This window comes from Dyella sp. 2RAB6, from assembly GCF_052115385.1.
Classification (GTDB): Bacteria; Pseudomonadota; Gammaproteobacteria; order Xanthomonadales; family Rhodanobacteraceae; genus Dyella_D.
The window spans coordinates 93246-108372 of record NZ_JBFRGP010000008.1; the positions used below are offsets into that span (position 1 = coordinate 93246).

The window sequence follows — 15127 nt, forward strand, 5'->3', positions numbered from 1 at the left end:
CCCCATGGCCGACCTGATCCTGTACCAGCGCGACTACTGCCACCTGTGCGACCAGGCCCTGGCCGTGATGGCCGAGGCGCGCGCGCCGGATTTCGACAGCGTATGGGTGGACGACGCGCAGGAGCTGGAAGAGCGCTACGGCACCCGCGTGCCGGTGCTGCGCGATGCACGCGACGGGCGGGAGCTGGACTGGCCGTTCGATGCGGCGGCGGTGCGCACCTTCCTGGCAATGAAGATCAACGCGACCTGAGGCGCTGCAGGATCTCCTCGCGCGCCTCGCGCAGGATCGAATCGCGATCCAGCCCGGCGACGATCTCCGCCACCGCGCGCTTCGCCCCCAGTTCGCCCCACGACTTGCCGGCGACCAGGTAGCGCTCCGCCGCGCGCCCGATCAGCACCGTGGCATACCAGGCCAGGGCGCCCTGCGCGGCCGCGGTGACCAGCACCGACAGGCCCGCAGTCACACCCTTCAGCGCCGAGGCGACCAGCTGCATGCCCCACACCGCGCCCATCAAGGCGGCGAGCTGGGCGGAGATCACCGCCACCAGCCGGCCGGATTCGGCACGCGTCAGCGGCAGGCCATACACACGCGACAGTTGCAGCACCATCGCCGCATCCATGCCTGCCGCGGCAAGCAGGTCGGCGACCGGGATCGGATTGAGCGCCACCGCCACACCCTTGGCCAGGCAGTAGTTGCGGATCAGCTTGTCGGCCAGGCGGCGCCGGCTCTCGGCGATGCGCGCGCTGACCTGGTCGGTGAGCCGGCTGGCATACAGGCCGGCGTTGAGTGCGGACAGCGTCTTGCCTTCGCGCCGCGCGATGGCGAGCAGGCGTTCGCGCAGGATCGCCACCTCCGGCGGCGCCGGCAGTTCGCGCAGATGTTCGCGGCCGTGTTCGTCGGTTTCGCTGCGCCGTTGCGGGGTGGGACGCGCAGCGACGGCGACCACGTCGTCCTCGCGCACCAGTCCGTGCGCGCGTTCGCGCAACTGCGCCAGCAGCGCCTCGCGTTCGGCGGGCGCGTAGCGGTCGGCCTTGTTGAGCGCGAGCAGCACCGGGCGCTGGGTGGCGGCCAGTGTCTTCAGTGCATCCAGTTCGTCGCGGGTGAGATCGCCATCGGCGACGAAGATCACCAGGTCGCTCACTTCGGCGACTTCGAAGGCGAGCCGCTCGCGCGCCTCGCCATCCAGTTCGTTGATGCCGGGTGTGTCGATCAGCACCAGGCCCGCTTCGCGCGCCTCGTCGAGCGCGGCCTGCTCGGCCTGGGTGGTGGTGCCGTGCAGGACACCGACGGTGAAGGCTTCGCGGCCGAGAAGCGCATTGCCCAGTGCCGACTTGCCGGCGGAGACGCGGCCGAACACCGCCACGTGCAGCTCGCCGCGTTGCAGCCGCTCGAGCATGCTTTCGATGCGGCCGAAGTCGCCGGCCAGTTCCTCGCGGATGGCCGGCGGGATGCCCGGGTCATCCAGCAGGCGGCGCAGGCTGTCGGCCATGCGCGCCTGCGCGTGCTGCGCCGCCGGTGCCGCGGCAGCGCCGTGCTCGTCTGGCTTGGTCAGCCAGCCGCGCAGGCGCCGCCACAGCGCGTCGCCGGTCATTATTTGGCGGTGAGTACGAGGTGCGCGTTGACCTTGACGTCGGCGCCGATCACCGAGGTGTCGGCGTAGTCGCCGCCGCCCACGCCGAAGGCCAGGCGCTTGACCGTGCCGCTCACGTCCAGCGTGGCGCCCGCGCCGGCCGGCTTGAAGCTGACGTTGAGGCTGACCGGCTTGGTCACGCCGCGCAGGGTGAGGTTGCCGTCGGCGATCACCTGCGCGCCGTTCTGGTGGAAGCCGGTGGTGACGAAGTGCGCCTTGGGAAACTTGGCGACGTTGAAGAAGTCGGAGCCGGGCAGGGCGCCGTCGCGGTCCTTGTCGCCGGTCTTGACGCTGGCGAGGTCGACGTCGACGTCGAACTTCGAGCTGGCCAGCTTGGCGGCGTCATAGCTGATCGCGGCGGTGAACTTGCCGAACGTGCCGTTGAAGGACGCGCCCTGGAAACTGCTGGCGAAGCCCAGCGTGCTGCCGGCGGGCTGCACCGCATAGTCGGCGGCGCCGGCCAGGCCGGGCAGGGCCGATCCGAGAACAAGGCCGAGCAACAGCGGGGCGAAGGCATGGCGTTTCATCAGCGGTCTCCTTGAGAGGTATCGCCGCGCAGGCGACGGAAGGGCAGCATGCGCAGCAGGGTGTTGTCGCGGTCTTTCAGATGATGCTTCAGCGCGCCGCCGATATGAGCCACCAGCAGCGCGACCAGGAACCAGAACAGATACTCGTGCACCTCGCCGGCGAAGCCGCTCATGTCGGGATTGGCTTGCGCCAGCGCGGGCAGGTTGAATTGCTTGAAGAACTGCAACGGCTTGCCGGCGATCGAATTGAACCACCAGCCGCTGAGCGGCAGCGCCACGATCAGCACATACAGCAGCCCATGCACCGTATGCGCGGCCAGCTGCTGCCAGCGCGGCGCGGCGTCTTCCCTGGGCCGCCGATCGCTCAGCCGCCACAGCAGGCGCAGCGCGAACAGCGCCAGCACCGTCAGGCCGATCGACTTGTGCAGGGCCAGCCAGTTGATCTTCTGCATCGGGCCGTGCGCCAGGTCCATGCACAGGCCGAAGATGCCGTTGCCGATGATCAGCAGGGCCACGGTCCAGTGGAAGAACTTGGCGACCGAGCCCCACTGGCGGTCGTTGCTGCGCAGGCTCATGGTGTCTCCTTGGCCGGATTGCTTTGCTGGTTGTCAGGTACGTTATCTGGTGCGTTGTCTGGTGCGTCGTCGAGGATGGCTTCCAGCTCCAGCCATACCGTGACCGTGCGGCCGATCGAGTTGGGATTGGCGGTGATGCCGAAGTCGTTGCGGTCCAGCGTGGTGCGCGCGGAGAAGCCGGCCACGGTATGCAGTCCGTAGATGGTCTTGCCCACGCGATTGGCGCTGAACGGCAGTTCCACTTCGCGCGTCACGCCGCGCAGGGTGAGCTTGCCGCGCAGCACGCCGTGGTCGCCGTCCTTGCGCTCCACCGAGGTGGACACGAAATGGGCGTAGCGGGCGCCCGCGCTGTCGAGGTACGACCCGCCGAGCACGGCTTTGTTCCAGTCCGCGTCGCCGAGGTCCAGCGAGGCGAGGTCGATATCCAGTTCGGTGGCGGAGCGGCTCCAGTCATCCGGGTCGAAGCGCAGCCAGCCCTTGGCGATATGCAACCGTCCGAACGGTCGCGAGTAGCCGTTGTGGTCGATGCTGAAAACGATCTGGCTGTGAGTGGTGTCGTAGCGGTAGCTCGAGGACGCGGCGTGCGCGCCGGCGGCGCAGGCAGCCAGGATCAGGGTGAGGGCGATGGCGCGGGCGAAGGACATGACGGGGAAGTCTGGCCGAAGGCGGAAGGGGGCGCCAGCGGGCGGACGCCGAACGGATTGTTTCTCTGGCGTGGCGTTGGCGGCGACGCTATGGGTAAGTGCATATGAGACCGGCGTAGGTTGGGGTGAGCCACAGGCGAACCCCAACATGCCTGCGCCCGAACGCATCGCATCGTTGGGGTTCGCCTGCGGCTCACCCCAACCTACGGCTGCGCTTTTTCCTTCCACGCGTCCAGGGTCAGGCTCGCCAGTTCCTTCATGCGCGCCCCGCTGCCATCGGCCAGCAGAGCCTTGAGCTTGCCGGCCGCATCCTCCTGGTCCAGCGATTCGCGTTCGGCCAGCGAGGCGGCCAGTGCCTGCCCCAGGCTGTCGAAGATCAGCGCATACGCGAAGGCATGCAGCACGCCGCCGCCCAGCGTGCCCAGGCCGGGAAACGCCTTCAGCGCATTGCCGGCGATGGCCAGCACCAGGGAGCTGCCGGTGCGCAGGGTGAGCCGCGCCTGGCGCAGGAAATCGTCGATCTGCACGTCGCTCACCGGTACGCCATAAAGCCTGGCCAGTTCGCGGGTCAGCGCGGTGGCCAGCGCGCCCTGGATCACCAGGTCGCTGCCGGGTGCGATCGCGGCCAGCGCACCGATCACCGCGCGGCGTGCGTAGCGGCGCACGATGCGTTGGGCTTCCAGGGCACGGGTCTGCGTTTCCATGCTGCCGATGCGTTCGTGCAGGCCGGCGAGCACGGCGCGTTCGCGTTGTCCTTCCAGGCCTTCGGCGCCGGGAGAGGACAGTCGGGTCAGTGCTTTCCACAGTGCATCGATGGCGGGTTTGCGCTGGCGCTCGACCTGTTCGACGCCACCATCCGGCAGCGCGCGCTGGAAACGCTCGCTGCCGCCGGCGCTGACCGCAACGACGCTCGCCGCGTCGTCGGCCGTCTGCTTGCGCAGGCGCTCCAGCAATGACGCCAGCTCCGTCGCGCTCCACTGGTCGGCCTTGTTGAGCACCACCAGCAGCGGCTTGCCGAACTCACCGAGCCAGCGCACCTCCTGCGCCTGGCTGCGGGTGAGGTCGCCGGCGCAGACATAGACCACCACATGCGCACGCAGCGCCTCGTCGCGCGCCAGCGTTTCGCGCGCCTCGCCGCCGGCTTCGCGGCTGCCGGGCACGTCGGCCAGGGTGAGCGGCCGTCCATCGGGCAGTGCGCCGTCGATATGGACCACCTGCCGCGTGGTGCCGCCGCGCGCATCGCTGGCCACACTGGCCTGCGGTGCGAGCGCGCGCAGCAGGGTGGACTTGCCGGTGGAGATCTCGCCGAACAGAGCCACGTAGACGCGCGCCTCGCCGCGGCGGCGGTCCAGTTCGCCCAGTTCCGCGGCGAGCGTGCCGGTGTCGGCGCCGCGCGTATGCAATTGATCGATGCGCCGTTCCAGCGTGCCGCGGTCCGGCGCGGCGACCGCGCGCCGCGCACGGCGGGGCCGCAGGACCCACCACAGCACCGCCAGGCCGGCCAGCGCGAACAGGCCCAGCGCGCTGCCCAGCGTCCATTGCAGCCAGGCCGGCAATTGCAGGAAGCGCTGGGCCAGGGCCAGCGCCCGTTCGGCCGCGGCGAACAGCAGCCAGGCCAGGGCGGCAAGGGCGAGCGCGGCAATCAGCAGGCGTGAGCGGCGGGGCATGACGGGCATTCTATGCGGGGCCTCGGAAGCGCTACGCGTGCGGTATTCGCGGTGAAGGCAATCTTCACACTTCTGCTCTCGTACCCGTCTGTCCGATTTGGCATGATCCGCCTGCTTAGGGGGAAATTCATGTTGTCTTCACTGCTGTTGGGCATGGCATTGCTCGCGCCATCGGCATCCGTCGCCGACAAGGCCGCGGAAGGGCGTGCCTCGGCGCCGGCGCCGGCGGCGTCGACCGCCGCGGCCGGCGTGCTGCCCACGCCGCAATTCCGCCGCTACGGCACCTTCAATGGCCTGCCCAGCAGCAGCGTGTATGCCGTGGCGCAGGCGCCGGACGGCGCCATGTGGTTCGGCACCAAGGGCGGCATGGCGCGCTACGACGGCGTGGCCTTCAAGGTGTACCGCCATGTGGCGGACGATCCGCGCTCGCTGCACGACAACGGCATCGCCACCTTGCTGTTCGACCGCCAGGGCCAGCTGTGGGCGGCCGGACTGGAAGCAGGCCTCAACCGCTTCGATCCGGCCACGCAGACGTTCCAGCATTGGGCGCACGATCCGGCCGTCCCCGAAAGCATCGCCAGCGACAAGGTATGGGATGCCATCGTCGGCCCGGACGGTGCGCTGTGGATCGGTACCCAGCACGGCCTGGACCGCATGCGGCCGGACGGCAGCGGCTTCGACCACATCGCCGCGCCGCCGCCGAGCAACGACCCCAGCGGCTTCGGCGCGGTGGGCGCGCTGTATATGGATCCCAAGGGCCGCATCTGGATCGGCACCGAGGAAGGCGTCTACGTGCGCGAGCCGGACGGCCGCATGAGCCAGGTGCCGCAGGAAGACCCGAAGGAAACCATCTCGGTGTGGCGCATCGAAGGCGACGGCGACGAAGTGCGCGTCGCCGCGGCGCACGGCCTGCTGGTGATCGGCGCCGACGGCGTGGCGCGCAAGTTCTGCAAGGACATCGCCGACTTCAACGTGCTCAGCAGCGTGCGCGACCGCGCCGGGCGCCTGTGGATCGGCACGCAGCGGGGCCTGTATCTGCAGATGCGGCCCGGCGGCCCGGTCAAGAAGCTGCTGGACCAGCCGCTGCTGTACGGCAACCTGCCTGGCACCTGGGTGTGGGCGATCAAGCAGGACCGCGAAGGCGGCCTGTGGGTCGCGCTGTTCGATGGCGGCGTGGGTTATCTCGCGCCGGGCTGGGGCGGGGTCAGCCGCTTCACGCATATCCCGGAAGACGCCGACAGCCTGCGCGACGGTGTCGCCACCGCGATGGCGCGCGGCCACGACGGACGCGTGTGGGTAGGCGAGCGCGGCGGCCGCGTCGACAAGCTCGACCCGGTCACCGGCAAGGCCGAACACGTCATCACCGAAATGCGCGGCGACGTGAGCGGCATGACCGAGGACGACCAGGGCCGCCTGTGGGTCGCCACCCAGGGCAGCCTGTATCGCTATGCCCGCGGCAAGCTGGACAAGGTGCCCACCGCCGAACGCGGCATGGTGCATCCGCTGGAAGTGGAGGTCGGCCCGGACGGCAAGCTGTACGCGCGTACGTTCACCGAAGGCTTGTTCCGGGTGGACCAGGACACGCTCGAAGTGACGCCGGTGAGCTTCCTGCCCGCCGAAGAGAAGACGCGCTGGGGTGCGCAGCTCACCTTGATCGACGGCGTGTTCTGGTACGCCAGCGACGGCGGCCTGTGGCGGCTGGACCGCAGCTACGATCATTTCGAGCCGGTGCCGGGCATCCGCAACGACCGCAAGGTCGACGCCTTCATCTTCACTCCCGACAGCAAGCATCTGTGGATGGCGCGTCCGGATGGCCTGGAGCGCTATCGCCGCGAAGGCGAGCACTTCGTGCTGGAACGCCGCGTCGACGCGCGCCAGGGCTGGCCCTCGGCGAACGTGGCGGACCTGGCGCTGGATCACCGCGGACGCGTGTGGATGCTGGGCCGCGACGGCATGCGCCGCTTCGATCCGGACAGCGGCAGTTTCCGCACCTTCGGCCTGCAGGACGGCTTGAGCAACGGCGAATTCGTGCGCGGCTACGCGGCCATGGCGGATGGTTATATCTATGCGCCGACCATGGGCGGCGTGGTCGCTTTCAATCCCGACCTGGACGAAGCCGAGGCGCCGTCGCCGCAGGTGGCGATCACCGGCGTGAGCGTGCGCGGCCGCAACGGCTTGCAGCCGGCTGCGCTCGGCCATGGACCGCTCGAGCTGGACTGGCATGCGCGCGGCCTCAATATCGAAGCGCGCGTGTTCTCGTATATCGATCCGGCGGTGAACCACTATCGCTTCCACCTGGAAGGCCTGGATACCGAATGGGTCGACACCGGCACGCGCGGCGAACGTGAGTTCGCCAGCCTGCCGCCGGGCGACTACACGCTGACCGTGATGGGCGCCGGCGCCGACGGCGTGTGGGGACGCATCTCCGCGCCGCTGCAGGTGCACGTGCAGGCGCCGCCGTGGGAGCGCTGGTGGGCCTGGTGCATGTATGTGCTGGCGGTGGCCATGTTCGCCTGGATGGCGCTGCTGGTATGGCGCCGCCGGCTGGCGCAGCGCCATCAGATGCAACTGGCCGAACAGCGCAGCCGCCTCGCCGAGCAGGCCAGCGCGGCCAAGACGCAGTTCCTGGCCACGCTCAGCCATGAGATCCGCACGCCGATGACCGGCGTGATGGGCATGGCCGAGCTGCTGCTCAATAGTGGTCTGGGCGCGCAGCACGTTGAATATGCCGAGGCGATCCAGCGCTCCGGCAAGATGCTGCTGAAACTGCTCAACGACGCGCTGGACCTGGCGCGTATCGAGGCCGGCAAACTGTCGCTGGACCTGGCGCCGTTCGATCCGCGCGCGCTGCTGCGCGATATCGCCGCGCTGGAACAGGGCCAGGCACGCAGCAAGGGCCTGGCCTTCAAGCTGGAGATCGCCGACGACCTGCCGGCGCGGGTGATGGGCGATGCGCTGCGCGTGCAGCAGATCCTGCTCAACCTGGCCAACAACGCGCTGAAATTCACCGAGCGCGGCAGCGTGATCCTGCGCGCGCGGCGCGAAGGCAACGAATTGCGCTTCAGCGTGATCGACACCGGCCCCGGCATTCCCGAAGCCAGCCAGGCACGGCTGTTCCAGCGCTTCGAGCAGGCCAACGGACCGCAGCGCCGCGCCGGCAGCGGTTTGGGGCTGGCGATCTGCCGCGAGCTGGTGGCGCTGATGGGCGGCCATATCGAACTCGAATCCAAGGTCGCCCACGGCAGCAGCTTCCACGTGCACCTGCCGCTGGAAGTGGTGCAGGAGGAGGCCGCGGCCAGCGCCGCTCCGGTGCGCGCCACCGGCGCCACCGGCCTGCGCGTGCTGCTGGTGGAGGACGACACGATCATCGCGGCGGTGGTGCGCGGCCTGCTCGAACGGCAGGGCCATCTGGTGCGCTACGTCGGCAACGGCCTGGCCGCGATGACCGAGTTGGCGCAGAACGACGTCGACGCGATGCTGCTGGATCTGGACCTGCCCGGTGTGGATGGTTTCCAGATCGCGCGGCTGATCCGCCAGCGCGAAAGCAACGGTGCGCATCTGCCGATCATCGCGATCACCGCACGTTCGGGCGGCGACGAGGAAGAGCGTGCGCGCGCGGCGGGGATGGATGGCTTCCTGCGCAAGCCGCTGACGGGCGAGCAGTTGGCGGAAGCGCTGGCGGGCATCGTGGTGGCTGAGCGAAACGTCGAACCGGCCGCGTAATCACCGCGCGTTTCAATTTGGAATCCTTCTCCTACCGGGAGAAGGTGCCGGCAGGCGGATGAGGGTACGACCGGAGCGATGCACATCACTCTTGCGCTCCGCCCGTACCCTCACCCCAACCCCTCTCTTCCACGGGGACTACCTTCGGGTCGCCGATGGGAGAGGGGCTTCCATCACATATCGTGCTTGGCGACCTCGATCCCCAGCCGCTTGTACTCCGCCCAGCGCGTACGCGAACCCTCGCGCTCGGCATGCTCCGCCGCGACCACTTCCAGCACGCGTTCGTAGCGTCCGGCGGGGCAGGTCTCGCGCAGATTGATCAGCATCGGGCGGTCCGGCGTCTCCACGCCGGGCGGCACGATCAGCACGGCGGTGTTGTCGTCGTCGTCATCGCCGGCGATCTGGTGCGGAATCCAGGCGTCCTCGTCGAAATCCCACAGCAGCTGGTCGATCGCCTCGGCCTGCTCGAAATCGCGAGCCAGCACCAGCGCTGGCTGCTGCGCCGCGAACGCGCGCTTGGCCAGTTCGCACACCAGCAGCAGGGGCTGCTCGCGGAAGCGCGGCTTGTCGATCAGGTAGAAGTCGGCGCGGGGCATTGGGTGCCTGCTTATTCGGCGACGCGGTCGAGCAGCCACTGCGCCAGCAGCGGCACCGGGCGGCCGGTGGCCATGCCCTTGCGGCCTTCGTCCCAGGCGGTGCCGGCGATATCCAGATGCGCCCAGCGCTGGCCTTCGGTGAAGCGGGCCAGGAAGCAGCCGGCGGTGATCGCACCGGCGTTCTTGCCGCCGATGTTGGCCACGTCGGCGAAGCCGGAATCGAGCTGCACCTGGTAGTCGTCCCACAGCGGCAGGCGCCAGGCGCGGTCGAGCGAGGCCTCGCCGGCGGCGAGCAGTTCGGCGGCCAGGTCGTCGTGCTTGCTCATCAGGCCGGTGGCGTGCTTGCCCAGCGCGACCACGCAGGCGCCGGTGAGCGTGGCGGCGTCGATCAGCACCTTGGGCTGGAAGGTCTGCGCCGTGTAGGTGAGCGCGTCGCACAGGATCAGGCGGCCTTCGGCATCGGTGTTGAGCACTTCGATGGTCAGGCCGGAGAGGCTGGTCAGCACGTCGCTGGGACGGTAGGCGTCGCCGTCGGGCATGTTCTCCACCGCCGGCACCACGCAGGCGAGGTTGACCGGCAGGCCCATCTTCACGGTGGCGACGAAGGCGCCGAGCACGCCGGCCGCGCCGCCCATGTCGTACTTCATTTCTTCCATGCCGGCGCCGGGCTTCAGGCTGATGCCGCCGGTATCGAAGGTGATGCCCTTGCCGACGAAGGCGTAGGGCTTGTCGCCCTCGACGCCACCCTTGTATTCCAGCACCACCAGCTTGGGCTTGTTGGCCGAGCCGCGACCGACCGCGAGCAGCGAGCCGAAGCCCAGCGTTTCCATTTCCACATGGTCGAGCACGCGGCACTCGACCTGTTCATGGCCTTCGGCGAAGGCCTGCGCCTGGTTGGCGATATACGCCGGGTTGCAGATGTTCGGCGGCAGGTTGGCCAGCTCGCGGGCAAAGCGCACGCCCTCGGCGATGGCGGCGGCCTGGTCCAGGCCGGCCTTGCCTTCGTCGGAGCCGGCGAAGGCCAGCGCGCCCAGCTCGGGCTGCGTGCTCTTCTCGCGCGGCTTGAAGGTGGCGGTGTAGCGATAGGACGCGTGGTCGGCGGCCAGCGCGGCGATACGCACGCGCCAGGCGGCGTCGCGGCCGGGCACGTCGACCTCGGTCAGGCAGGACACCGCGGCCTCGATCGGCAGCCGGCCCAGGGCGCGGGCCGCTTCCTGGCAGATCTTATGGAAACGCGCGCCGTCGAACGACTTCTGGCTGCCCAGGCCCACCACCAGTACGCGCCGGGCGACCACACCCTCCGGTGCGAACAGCAGGTTGGTGCTGCCGGCCTTGCCGCTGATGTCGCCGCTTTCGACCTGGCGCTTCAGCGCACCCTGGGCGGCTGTGTCCAGGCGGGCGGCCGCGCTGCTGAACACGCCGTTCTCGTACACGCCGACCACCAGGCAGGGGGTGTCGACGGTTTCGGGAGCGACCGGGCCGAGGCTGAACTGAAGCGTCATTGATAAGATCCTGCGGAGGTCCTGCCAGAGCGGCGGACAGGCTAGACTTGGGGTTTGCCGGACCCGAGCGGGGAGCGGCACGGAGCCCTTAACTTTACCTCATGCTGAGCATCCTCGACCGATACTTCCTGCGGGAACTGGCCCAGACGGTCGCTGCCGTAGCTATCGTGCTGCTGGTCATCATGGCCGGCTCGGCGTTCGCCCGCGTGCTGCAGCAGGTCGCCAACGGCAGCTTTCCCGCCAGCGTGATGTTCCAGGTGCTGGGCCTGAACATGCTCGACGGCCTCTCGAACCTGTTGCCGCTGGCTGGCTTCCTCGGCGTGTTCTGGGCGCTGGGCCGCATGTACCGCGAGAGTGAAATGCACGTGCTGGCCTCGTCCGGCATGGGACCGATGGGCCTGCTGCGTCCGGTCGGCCTGCTGGCGCTGGCGCTGGCGCTGCTGGCAGGCATCGTGTCGATGTGGCTGGGGCCGTGGGCGGCGCGCACCTCCGATGCGCTGGTGGCCAATGCCAACCGCTCGGTGATCGCCGCCGGCCTCGATGCCGGCCGCTTCACCCAGCTGCCGGGCAAGGGCGGCATCATCTTCGTCGACAGCCTGAGCCGCGACGGCAGCGTGCTGGGCAGCACCTTGATGGTCACCGAGCGCGCCGGCAAGGACAACGGTCCGCCGGTGCTGAAAGTGGTCACCGGCCGCAGCGGCCAGCTCTACCAGGACAGCAGCGGCGACGGCCGCTATCTCTCGCTGCACGACGGCTGGCAGTACGAAATACCGCTGGGCGCCGACAACTGGCGCAAGCTGAATTACGCGCGCAACGACGCAGCGCTGTCCAACGTGCAGAACGACGACAGCGACGAAGATCCCGCGCACACCCTGGACACCATCGCGCTGTCGCGCGTCACCAGCGCCGACGCGCGCGCCGAATTCGCCTGGCGCATCACCGTGCCGCTGATGGCGGTGGTGCTGATGATGCTGTCGCTGCCGATGTCCAAGCAGAGCCCGCGCGAGCCGCGCTACGGCCGCATGATGCTGGCGGTGGCCGCGTTCTTCCTCTACTTCAACCTGCTGGCGCTGTGCCGCGGCCAGATCATCAAGGGCCATTGGCACAATGCCGGGCCGCTGTGGCTGGTGAGCCTGCTGATCCTGGGCGGCGCCGCGTGGATGTTCCGCAACCAGTACGTGGCGCGCGCCCCGCGCAAGGGCAAAGCCTGATGGCCGTGTCGCTGCGGCTCAAGCGGGTGGACTGGCTGATCGGCACCACGGTGCTCGGCTCGCTGTTCACCGTGTGGCTGCTGCTGACCGGCCTGGACGCGGTGCTGCAACTGCTGCGCCAGCTTGGCGCGGTGGGCAAGAACGGCTACACGCTGACCAATGCGGTGGTGTACGTGCTGGTCACCTTCCCGCGCCGCATGTACGAGATGTTCGGCCACTCGGCACTGATCGGCGGCCTGCTCGGCCTCGGCGGCCTGGCCGCCAGCGGCGAGCTGACCGCGCTGCGCGCCGCCGGCATGTCCAAGCTGCGCATCGGCGTGTCGGCGGTGGGCGTGGTGGCGGTGATGATCCTCGGCGTGGTGATCCTCGGCGAAACCGCCGCGCCCTGGGGCGACCGCCAGGCGCAGGCGATGCAGCTGCGCATGAAGTCCAGCAACATCGGCATGGCCGGCAATATGGGCCTGTGGGCGCGCGACGGCGACCGCGTGATCAACGCCAAGGCCGCGATGGCCAAGCAGCACGACGAGCGCAGCACGGTGCAGCTGGCCGACGTGCGCGTGTTCACGCTGAGCAAGGACGGCCAGCTCACCCGCTTCGACTGGGCGAAGACCGCCGAGCACGACGGCCGGCACTGGATCATGAGCGACGTGCGCAGCACCACGCTCGACGACGCCGGCACGCACAGCAAGGTGAGCCCGCAGGAACAATGGGATTCGAGCCTCAACCCGCAGGTGCTGGAGCAGTCGGTGATCCAGCCGCAATACCTGCCGATGCGCGATCTGCGCCGCAATATCCGCTACCTCGAAGCGAACAACCAGAACCCCGGCGTGTACGCGGTGGCGTTCTGGACGCGTGCGCTGTATCCGCTGAACGTGCTGGTGCTGGTGTTGTGCGCGATGCCGTTCGCCTTCGGCACCCTGCGTTCCGGCGGCCTGGGCAAGCGCATGTTCATCGGCATCCTGCTCGCCATCGGCTGGTACTTCCTGCAGAAGGCGATGGTGAACTTCGGCACCGTCTACGGCGTGCCGCCGATGCTGGCGAATCTGTTGCCGGCGGTGATCCTGGCCGTGGCGGCGTGGTTGTATTTCCGAAAACACGGTTGACCTACCGCTCACCCCAATCTACGCGGTCTGTTCACTATTTCACCTCTTCGGCATCCGGCGCGAACTTGCCTTCCTCGGCCAGTCGCGCGAACAACCCGCCGCGCCGGATCAATTCTTCGAAGCGCCCTTGTTCCACCAGCCGCCCCTGATCCAGCACCAGGATCAAATCGGCATTGCGCACGGTGGACAACCGATGCGCGATCACGAACGTGGTGCGTCCACGCGTCAGCGCATCGAGTGCGCGCTGGATGCGCGCCTCGGTGCTGTTGTCCAGCGCGCTGGTGGCTTCGTCCAGCACCAGGATCGGCGCGTTCTTCAACATCGCTCGGGCGATCGCCAGCCGTTGCCGTTCACCGCCGGAGAGGGAGCGGCCACGCTCCGCCACCATGGTTTCGTAGCCTTCGGGTTTGCGCGCGATGAAGGCGGCTGCCTCGGCCGCGACCACGGCCGCCTCGATCTCGGAGTGATCCGCGTCGGGCTTGCCCACGCGCAGGTTGTCCAGGATCGAGCGGTAGAACATGCCCGGATCCTGGAATACCACGCCGATACTCCAGCGCAGCGATTCCAGCGTGATCTCGCGGATATCGTGGCCGTCGATGGTGATGCGCCCGCCGCTGGGATCGTAGGCGCGGTAGAGCAGGCTCAGCGCCGTGGTCTTGCCGGCGCCAGTGGGGCCGACCAGGGCGATGGTGCTGCCGGGTTCGGCGCGGAAGCTCAGGTCGTGCAGCGCGGGCTGCACCGGGTCGTAGCCGAAGCTGACGTGCTCGAACGCCACTTCGCCGCGCACCGCGGGCAAGTCCTTGGCGTCGACCGTGTCGACGATGGCCGGGCGCTCGTCCAGCACCGCGAAGAAGTCGCGCAGCGACTGGCTCTGGAAGAACAGGCCGGAGATGAAGTTGGCCAGCTGCTCCAGCCGTCCGATCAGCATCATCGAGAAACCCACGAAGCTGACGATGCCGCCCACCGTCACCTCGCCGCGCGCATGCAGCGCGCTGCCCAGCGCGAAGATCGCAACGATGGTGAGCGTGCTGGCCGCGCGATTGAGCACCGACAGGATCGCCCAGCCGCGCAGCACCGGATACTGCGCATCCAGCACGCGCCGCATCATGTCCTTCAGCGCGGCGGATTCCGCGGCGAGGCGGGTGAAGCTCTGCACCACCGTGACATTGCCGAACACATCGCCGGCGCGGGTGGCGATCTGATGGTGCAGCTCCTCCACCTCGCCCTGCGCGCGGTGCGTGCGGCGCACCGCAATGGCATTGAAGGTGGCGAAGCTGAGCATCAGCGCCACCATCAGCAAGGCCAGTTTCCAGTTCATCCACAGCGCCAGCGGGATCATCACCAGGATCGCCAGCAAGGTGGCGAGCTGTTCGCGGAAGAAGCCCAGCCACAAGCCGAACAGATTGCCCACGCCGTTGTTCATGATCCGCGCGAGGCGCCCGGTGTGGTGTTCGCTGTGGAAGCCCAGCGACAGCGCCGACGCATGCTCGAAGAACAGCGCGATTGCGGCCAGCCGTCGGCGGTGGGCGAGGCGGTCCGCATGCAGCGAGACCCAGACGCCGGCCAGCACCCCGCCGAAACCTGCCGCGGCCCACCACGCGATCAGCCGCGGCGCGCCGGCCGGGGACGGCGCCGCCAGCGCATCGACCACGCGGCCGAACAGCACCGGTTCCAGGAAGAACACGCCGGCCAGGGCGAGGTTGGCCAGGCCCAGCGAGATGGCGAGCTTGCGCTCCGGCGCCAGCAGGCCGAGCACGCGCAGGTAGAGGCGCAGGAAGGACAAGTCGGCAGCTTCCCGTAAGGCGCGGTATCGCGTGGCGCGTAGCATCGCATGGCGCGGCGCGGGGCTGGAATTCGGCCACTCTGACTAGAGCGGTTGGCAATCTGAGGCCACTTCCAAGTTGGAATCCTTCTCCCTCCGGGAGAAGGTGGCGGCAGCCGGATGAGG

The 15127-nt window shown here is 68.9% G+C and carries 12 protein-coding genes; 4 read left to right on the plus strand and 8 right to left on the minus strand.

Annotation, left to right across the window (positions count from 1 at the left end; genetic code table 11):
• Nucleotides 1-4: 4 nt before the first annotated feature.
• Complete coding sequence (locus AB4083_RS13730; protein WP_441608527.1) at nt 5-250, plus strand: glutaredoxin family protein; 246 nt, start codon at nt 5-7, stop codon at nt 248-250.
• Here AB4083_RS13730 and AB4083_RS13735 read toward each other — a convergent pair.
• The 5 genes from AB4083_RS13735 to AB4083_RS13755 form a co-directional block, all read right to left on the minus strand.
• A complete protein-coding gene (locus tag AB4083_RS13735; RefSeq protein WP_441608529.1) occupies nt 237-1592 on the minus strand; it encodes a DUF697 domain-containing protein in 1356 nt (451 codons plus the stop codon). The genes AB4083_RS13730 and AB4083_RS13735 overlap by 14 nt on opposite strands.
• The gene (locus tag AB4083_RS13740) at nt 1592-2158 is read right to left on the minus strand and encodes a YceI family protein (protein ID WP_441608531.1); all 567 of its coding nucleotides are present in this window, start codon (nt 2156-2158) and stop codon (nt 1592-1594) included. The genes AB4083_RS13735 and AB4083_RS13740 overlap by 1 nt, the downstream gene beginning before the upstream one ends.
• On the minus strand, nt 2158-2733 hold the full coding sequence (locus AB4083_RS13745; protein WP_441608533.1) for a cytochrome b: 576 nt from the start codon (nt 2731-2733) through the stop codon (nt 2158-2160). Before AB4083_RS13745 ends, AB4083_RS13740 begins: the two co-directional genes overlap by 1 nt.
• Complete coding sequence (locus tag AB4083_RS13750) at nt 2730-3377, minus strand: YceI family protein (RefSeq protein WP_441608535.1); 648 nt, start codon at nt 3375-3377, stop codon at nt 2730-2732. The genes AB4083_RS13745 and AB4083_RS13750 overlap by 4 nt, the downstream gene beginning before the upstream one ends.
• Before the next feature lie 203 nt (nt 3378-3580).
• Nucleotides 3581-5044, minus strand: coding sequence for a GTPase (locus AB4083_RS13755; protein ID WP_441608537.1), 1464 nt, complete (start codon nt 5042-5044; stop codon nt 3581-3583).
• Between the two features lie 129 nt (nt 5045-5173).
• On the opposite strand from AB4083_RS13755, the gene AB4083_RS13760 reads away from it, so the two are divergent.
• A complete protein-coding gene (locus tag AB4083_RS13760; protein WP_441608539.1) occupies nt 5174-8767 on the plus strand; it encodes a two-component regulator propeller domain-containing protein in 3594 nt (1197 codons plus the stop codon).
• Nucleotides 8768-8940: 173 nt separating this feature from the next.
• Here AB4083_RS13760 and AB4083_RS13765 read toward each other — a convergent pair whose 3' ends face one another.
• Nucleotides 8941-9363, minus strand: coding sequence for a DNA polymerase III subunit chi (locus AB4083_RS13765; protein ID WP_441608541.1), 423 nt, complete (start codon nt 9361-9363; stop codon nt 8941-8943).
• Nucleotides 9364-9374: 11 nt separating this feature from the next.
• The gene (locus tag AB4083_RS13770; protein WP_441608543.1) at nt 9375-10865 is read right to left on the minus strand and encodes a leucyl aminopeptidase; all 1491 of its coding nucleotides are present in this window, start codon (nt 10863-10865) and stop codon (nt 9375-9377) included.
• A 101-nt stretch (nt 10866-10966) separates the two neighbouring features.
• On the opposite strand from AB4083_RS13770, the gene lptF reads away from it, so the two are divergent.
• Complete coding sequence (lptF, locus tag AB4083_RS13775) at nt 10967-12076, plus strand: LPS export ABC transporter permease LptF (RefSeq protein ID WP_441608545.1); 1110 nt, start codon at nt 10967-10969, stop codon at nt 12074-12076.
• Nucleotides 12076-13179, plus strand: coding sequence for an LPS export ABC transporter permease LptG (lptG, locus tag AB4083_RS13780; protein WP_441608547.1), 1104 nt, complete (start codon nt 12076-12078; stop codon nt 13177-13179). The genes lptF and lptG overlap by 1 nt, the downstream gene beginning before the upstream one ends.
• A gap of 34 nt (nt 13180-13213) precedes the next feature.
• Here the strand turns inward: lptG and AB4083_RS13785 are convergent, their stop codons facing one another.
• The gene (locus AB4083_RS13785) at nt 13214-14962 is read right to left on the minus strand and encodes a glucan ABC transporter ATP-binding protein/ permease (RefSeq protein WP_441608549.1); all 1749 of its coding nucleotides are present in this window, start codon (nt 14960-14962) and stop codon (nt 13214-13216) included.
• Between the last annotated feature and the right edge of the window lie 165 nt (nt 14963-15127).

Excerpts from the sequence above, each read along its gene's own strand:
- AB4083_RS13730 (WP_441608527.1), top strand. The coding sequence starts at position 5 with ATGGCCGACCTGATCCTGTACCAGCGCGACTACTGCCACCTGTGCGAC.
- AB4083_RS13735 (WP_441608529.1), bottom strand. The coding sequence starts at position 1,592 with ATGACCGGCGACGCGCTGTGGCGGCGCCTGCGCGGCTGGCTGACCAAG.
- AB4083_RS13740 (WP_441608531.1), bottom strand. The coding sequence starts at position 2,158 with ATGAAACGCCATGCCTTCGCCCCGCTGTTGCTCGGCCTTGTTCTCGGA.
- AB4083_RS13745 (WP_441608533.1), bottom strand. The coding sequence starts at position 2,733 with ATGAGCCTGCGCAGCAACGACCGCCAGTGGGGCTCGGTCGCCAAGTTC.
- AB4083_RS13750 (WP_441608535.1), bottom strand. The coding sequence starts at position 3,377 with ATGTCCTTCGCCCGCGCCATCGCCCTCACCCTGATCCTGGCTGCCTGC.
- AB4083_RS13755 (WP_441608537.1), bottom strand. The coding sequence starts at position 5,044 with ATGCCCCGCCGCTCACGCCTGCTGATTGCCGCGCTCGCCCTTGCCGCC.
- AB4083_RS13760 (WP_441608539.1), top strand. The coding sequence starts at position 5,174 with ATGTTGTCTTCACTGCTGTTGGGCATGGCATTGCTCGCGCCATCGGCA.
- AB4083_RS13765 (WP_441608541.1), bottom strand. The coding sequence starts at position 9,363 with ATGCCCCGCGCCGACTTCTACCTGATCGACAAGCCGCGCTTCCGCGAG.
- AB4083_RS13770 (WP_441608543.1), bottom strand. The coding sequence starts at position 10,865 with ATGACGCTTCAGTTCAGCCTCGGCCCGGTCGCTCCCGAAACCGTCGAC.
- lptF (WP_441608545.1), top strand. The coding sequence starts at position 10,967 with ATGCTGAGCATCCTCGACCGATACTTCCTGCGGGAACTGGCCCAGACG.
- lptG (WP_441608547.1), top strand. The coding sequence starts at position 12,076 with ATGGCCGTGTCGCTGCGGCTCAAGCGGGTGGACTGGCTGATCGGCACC.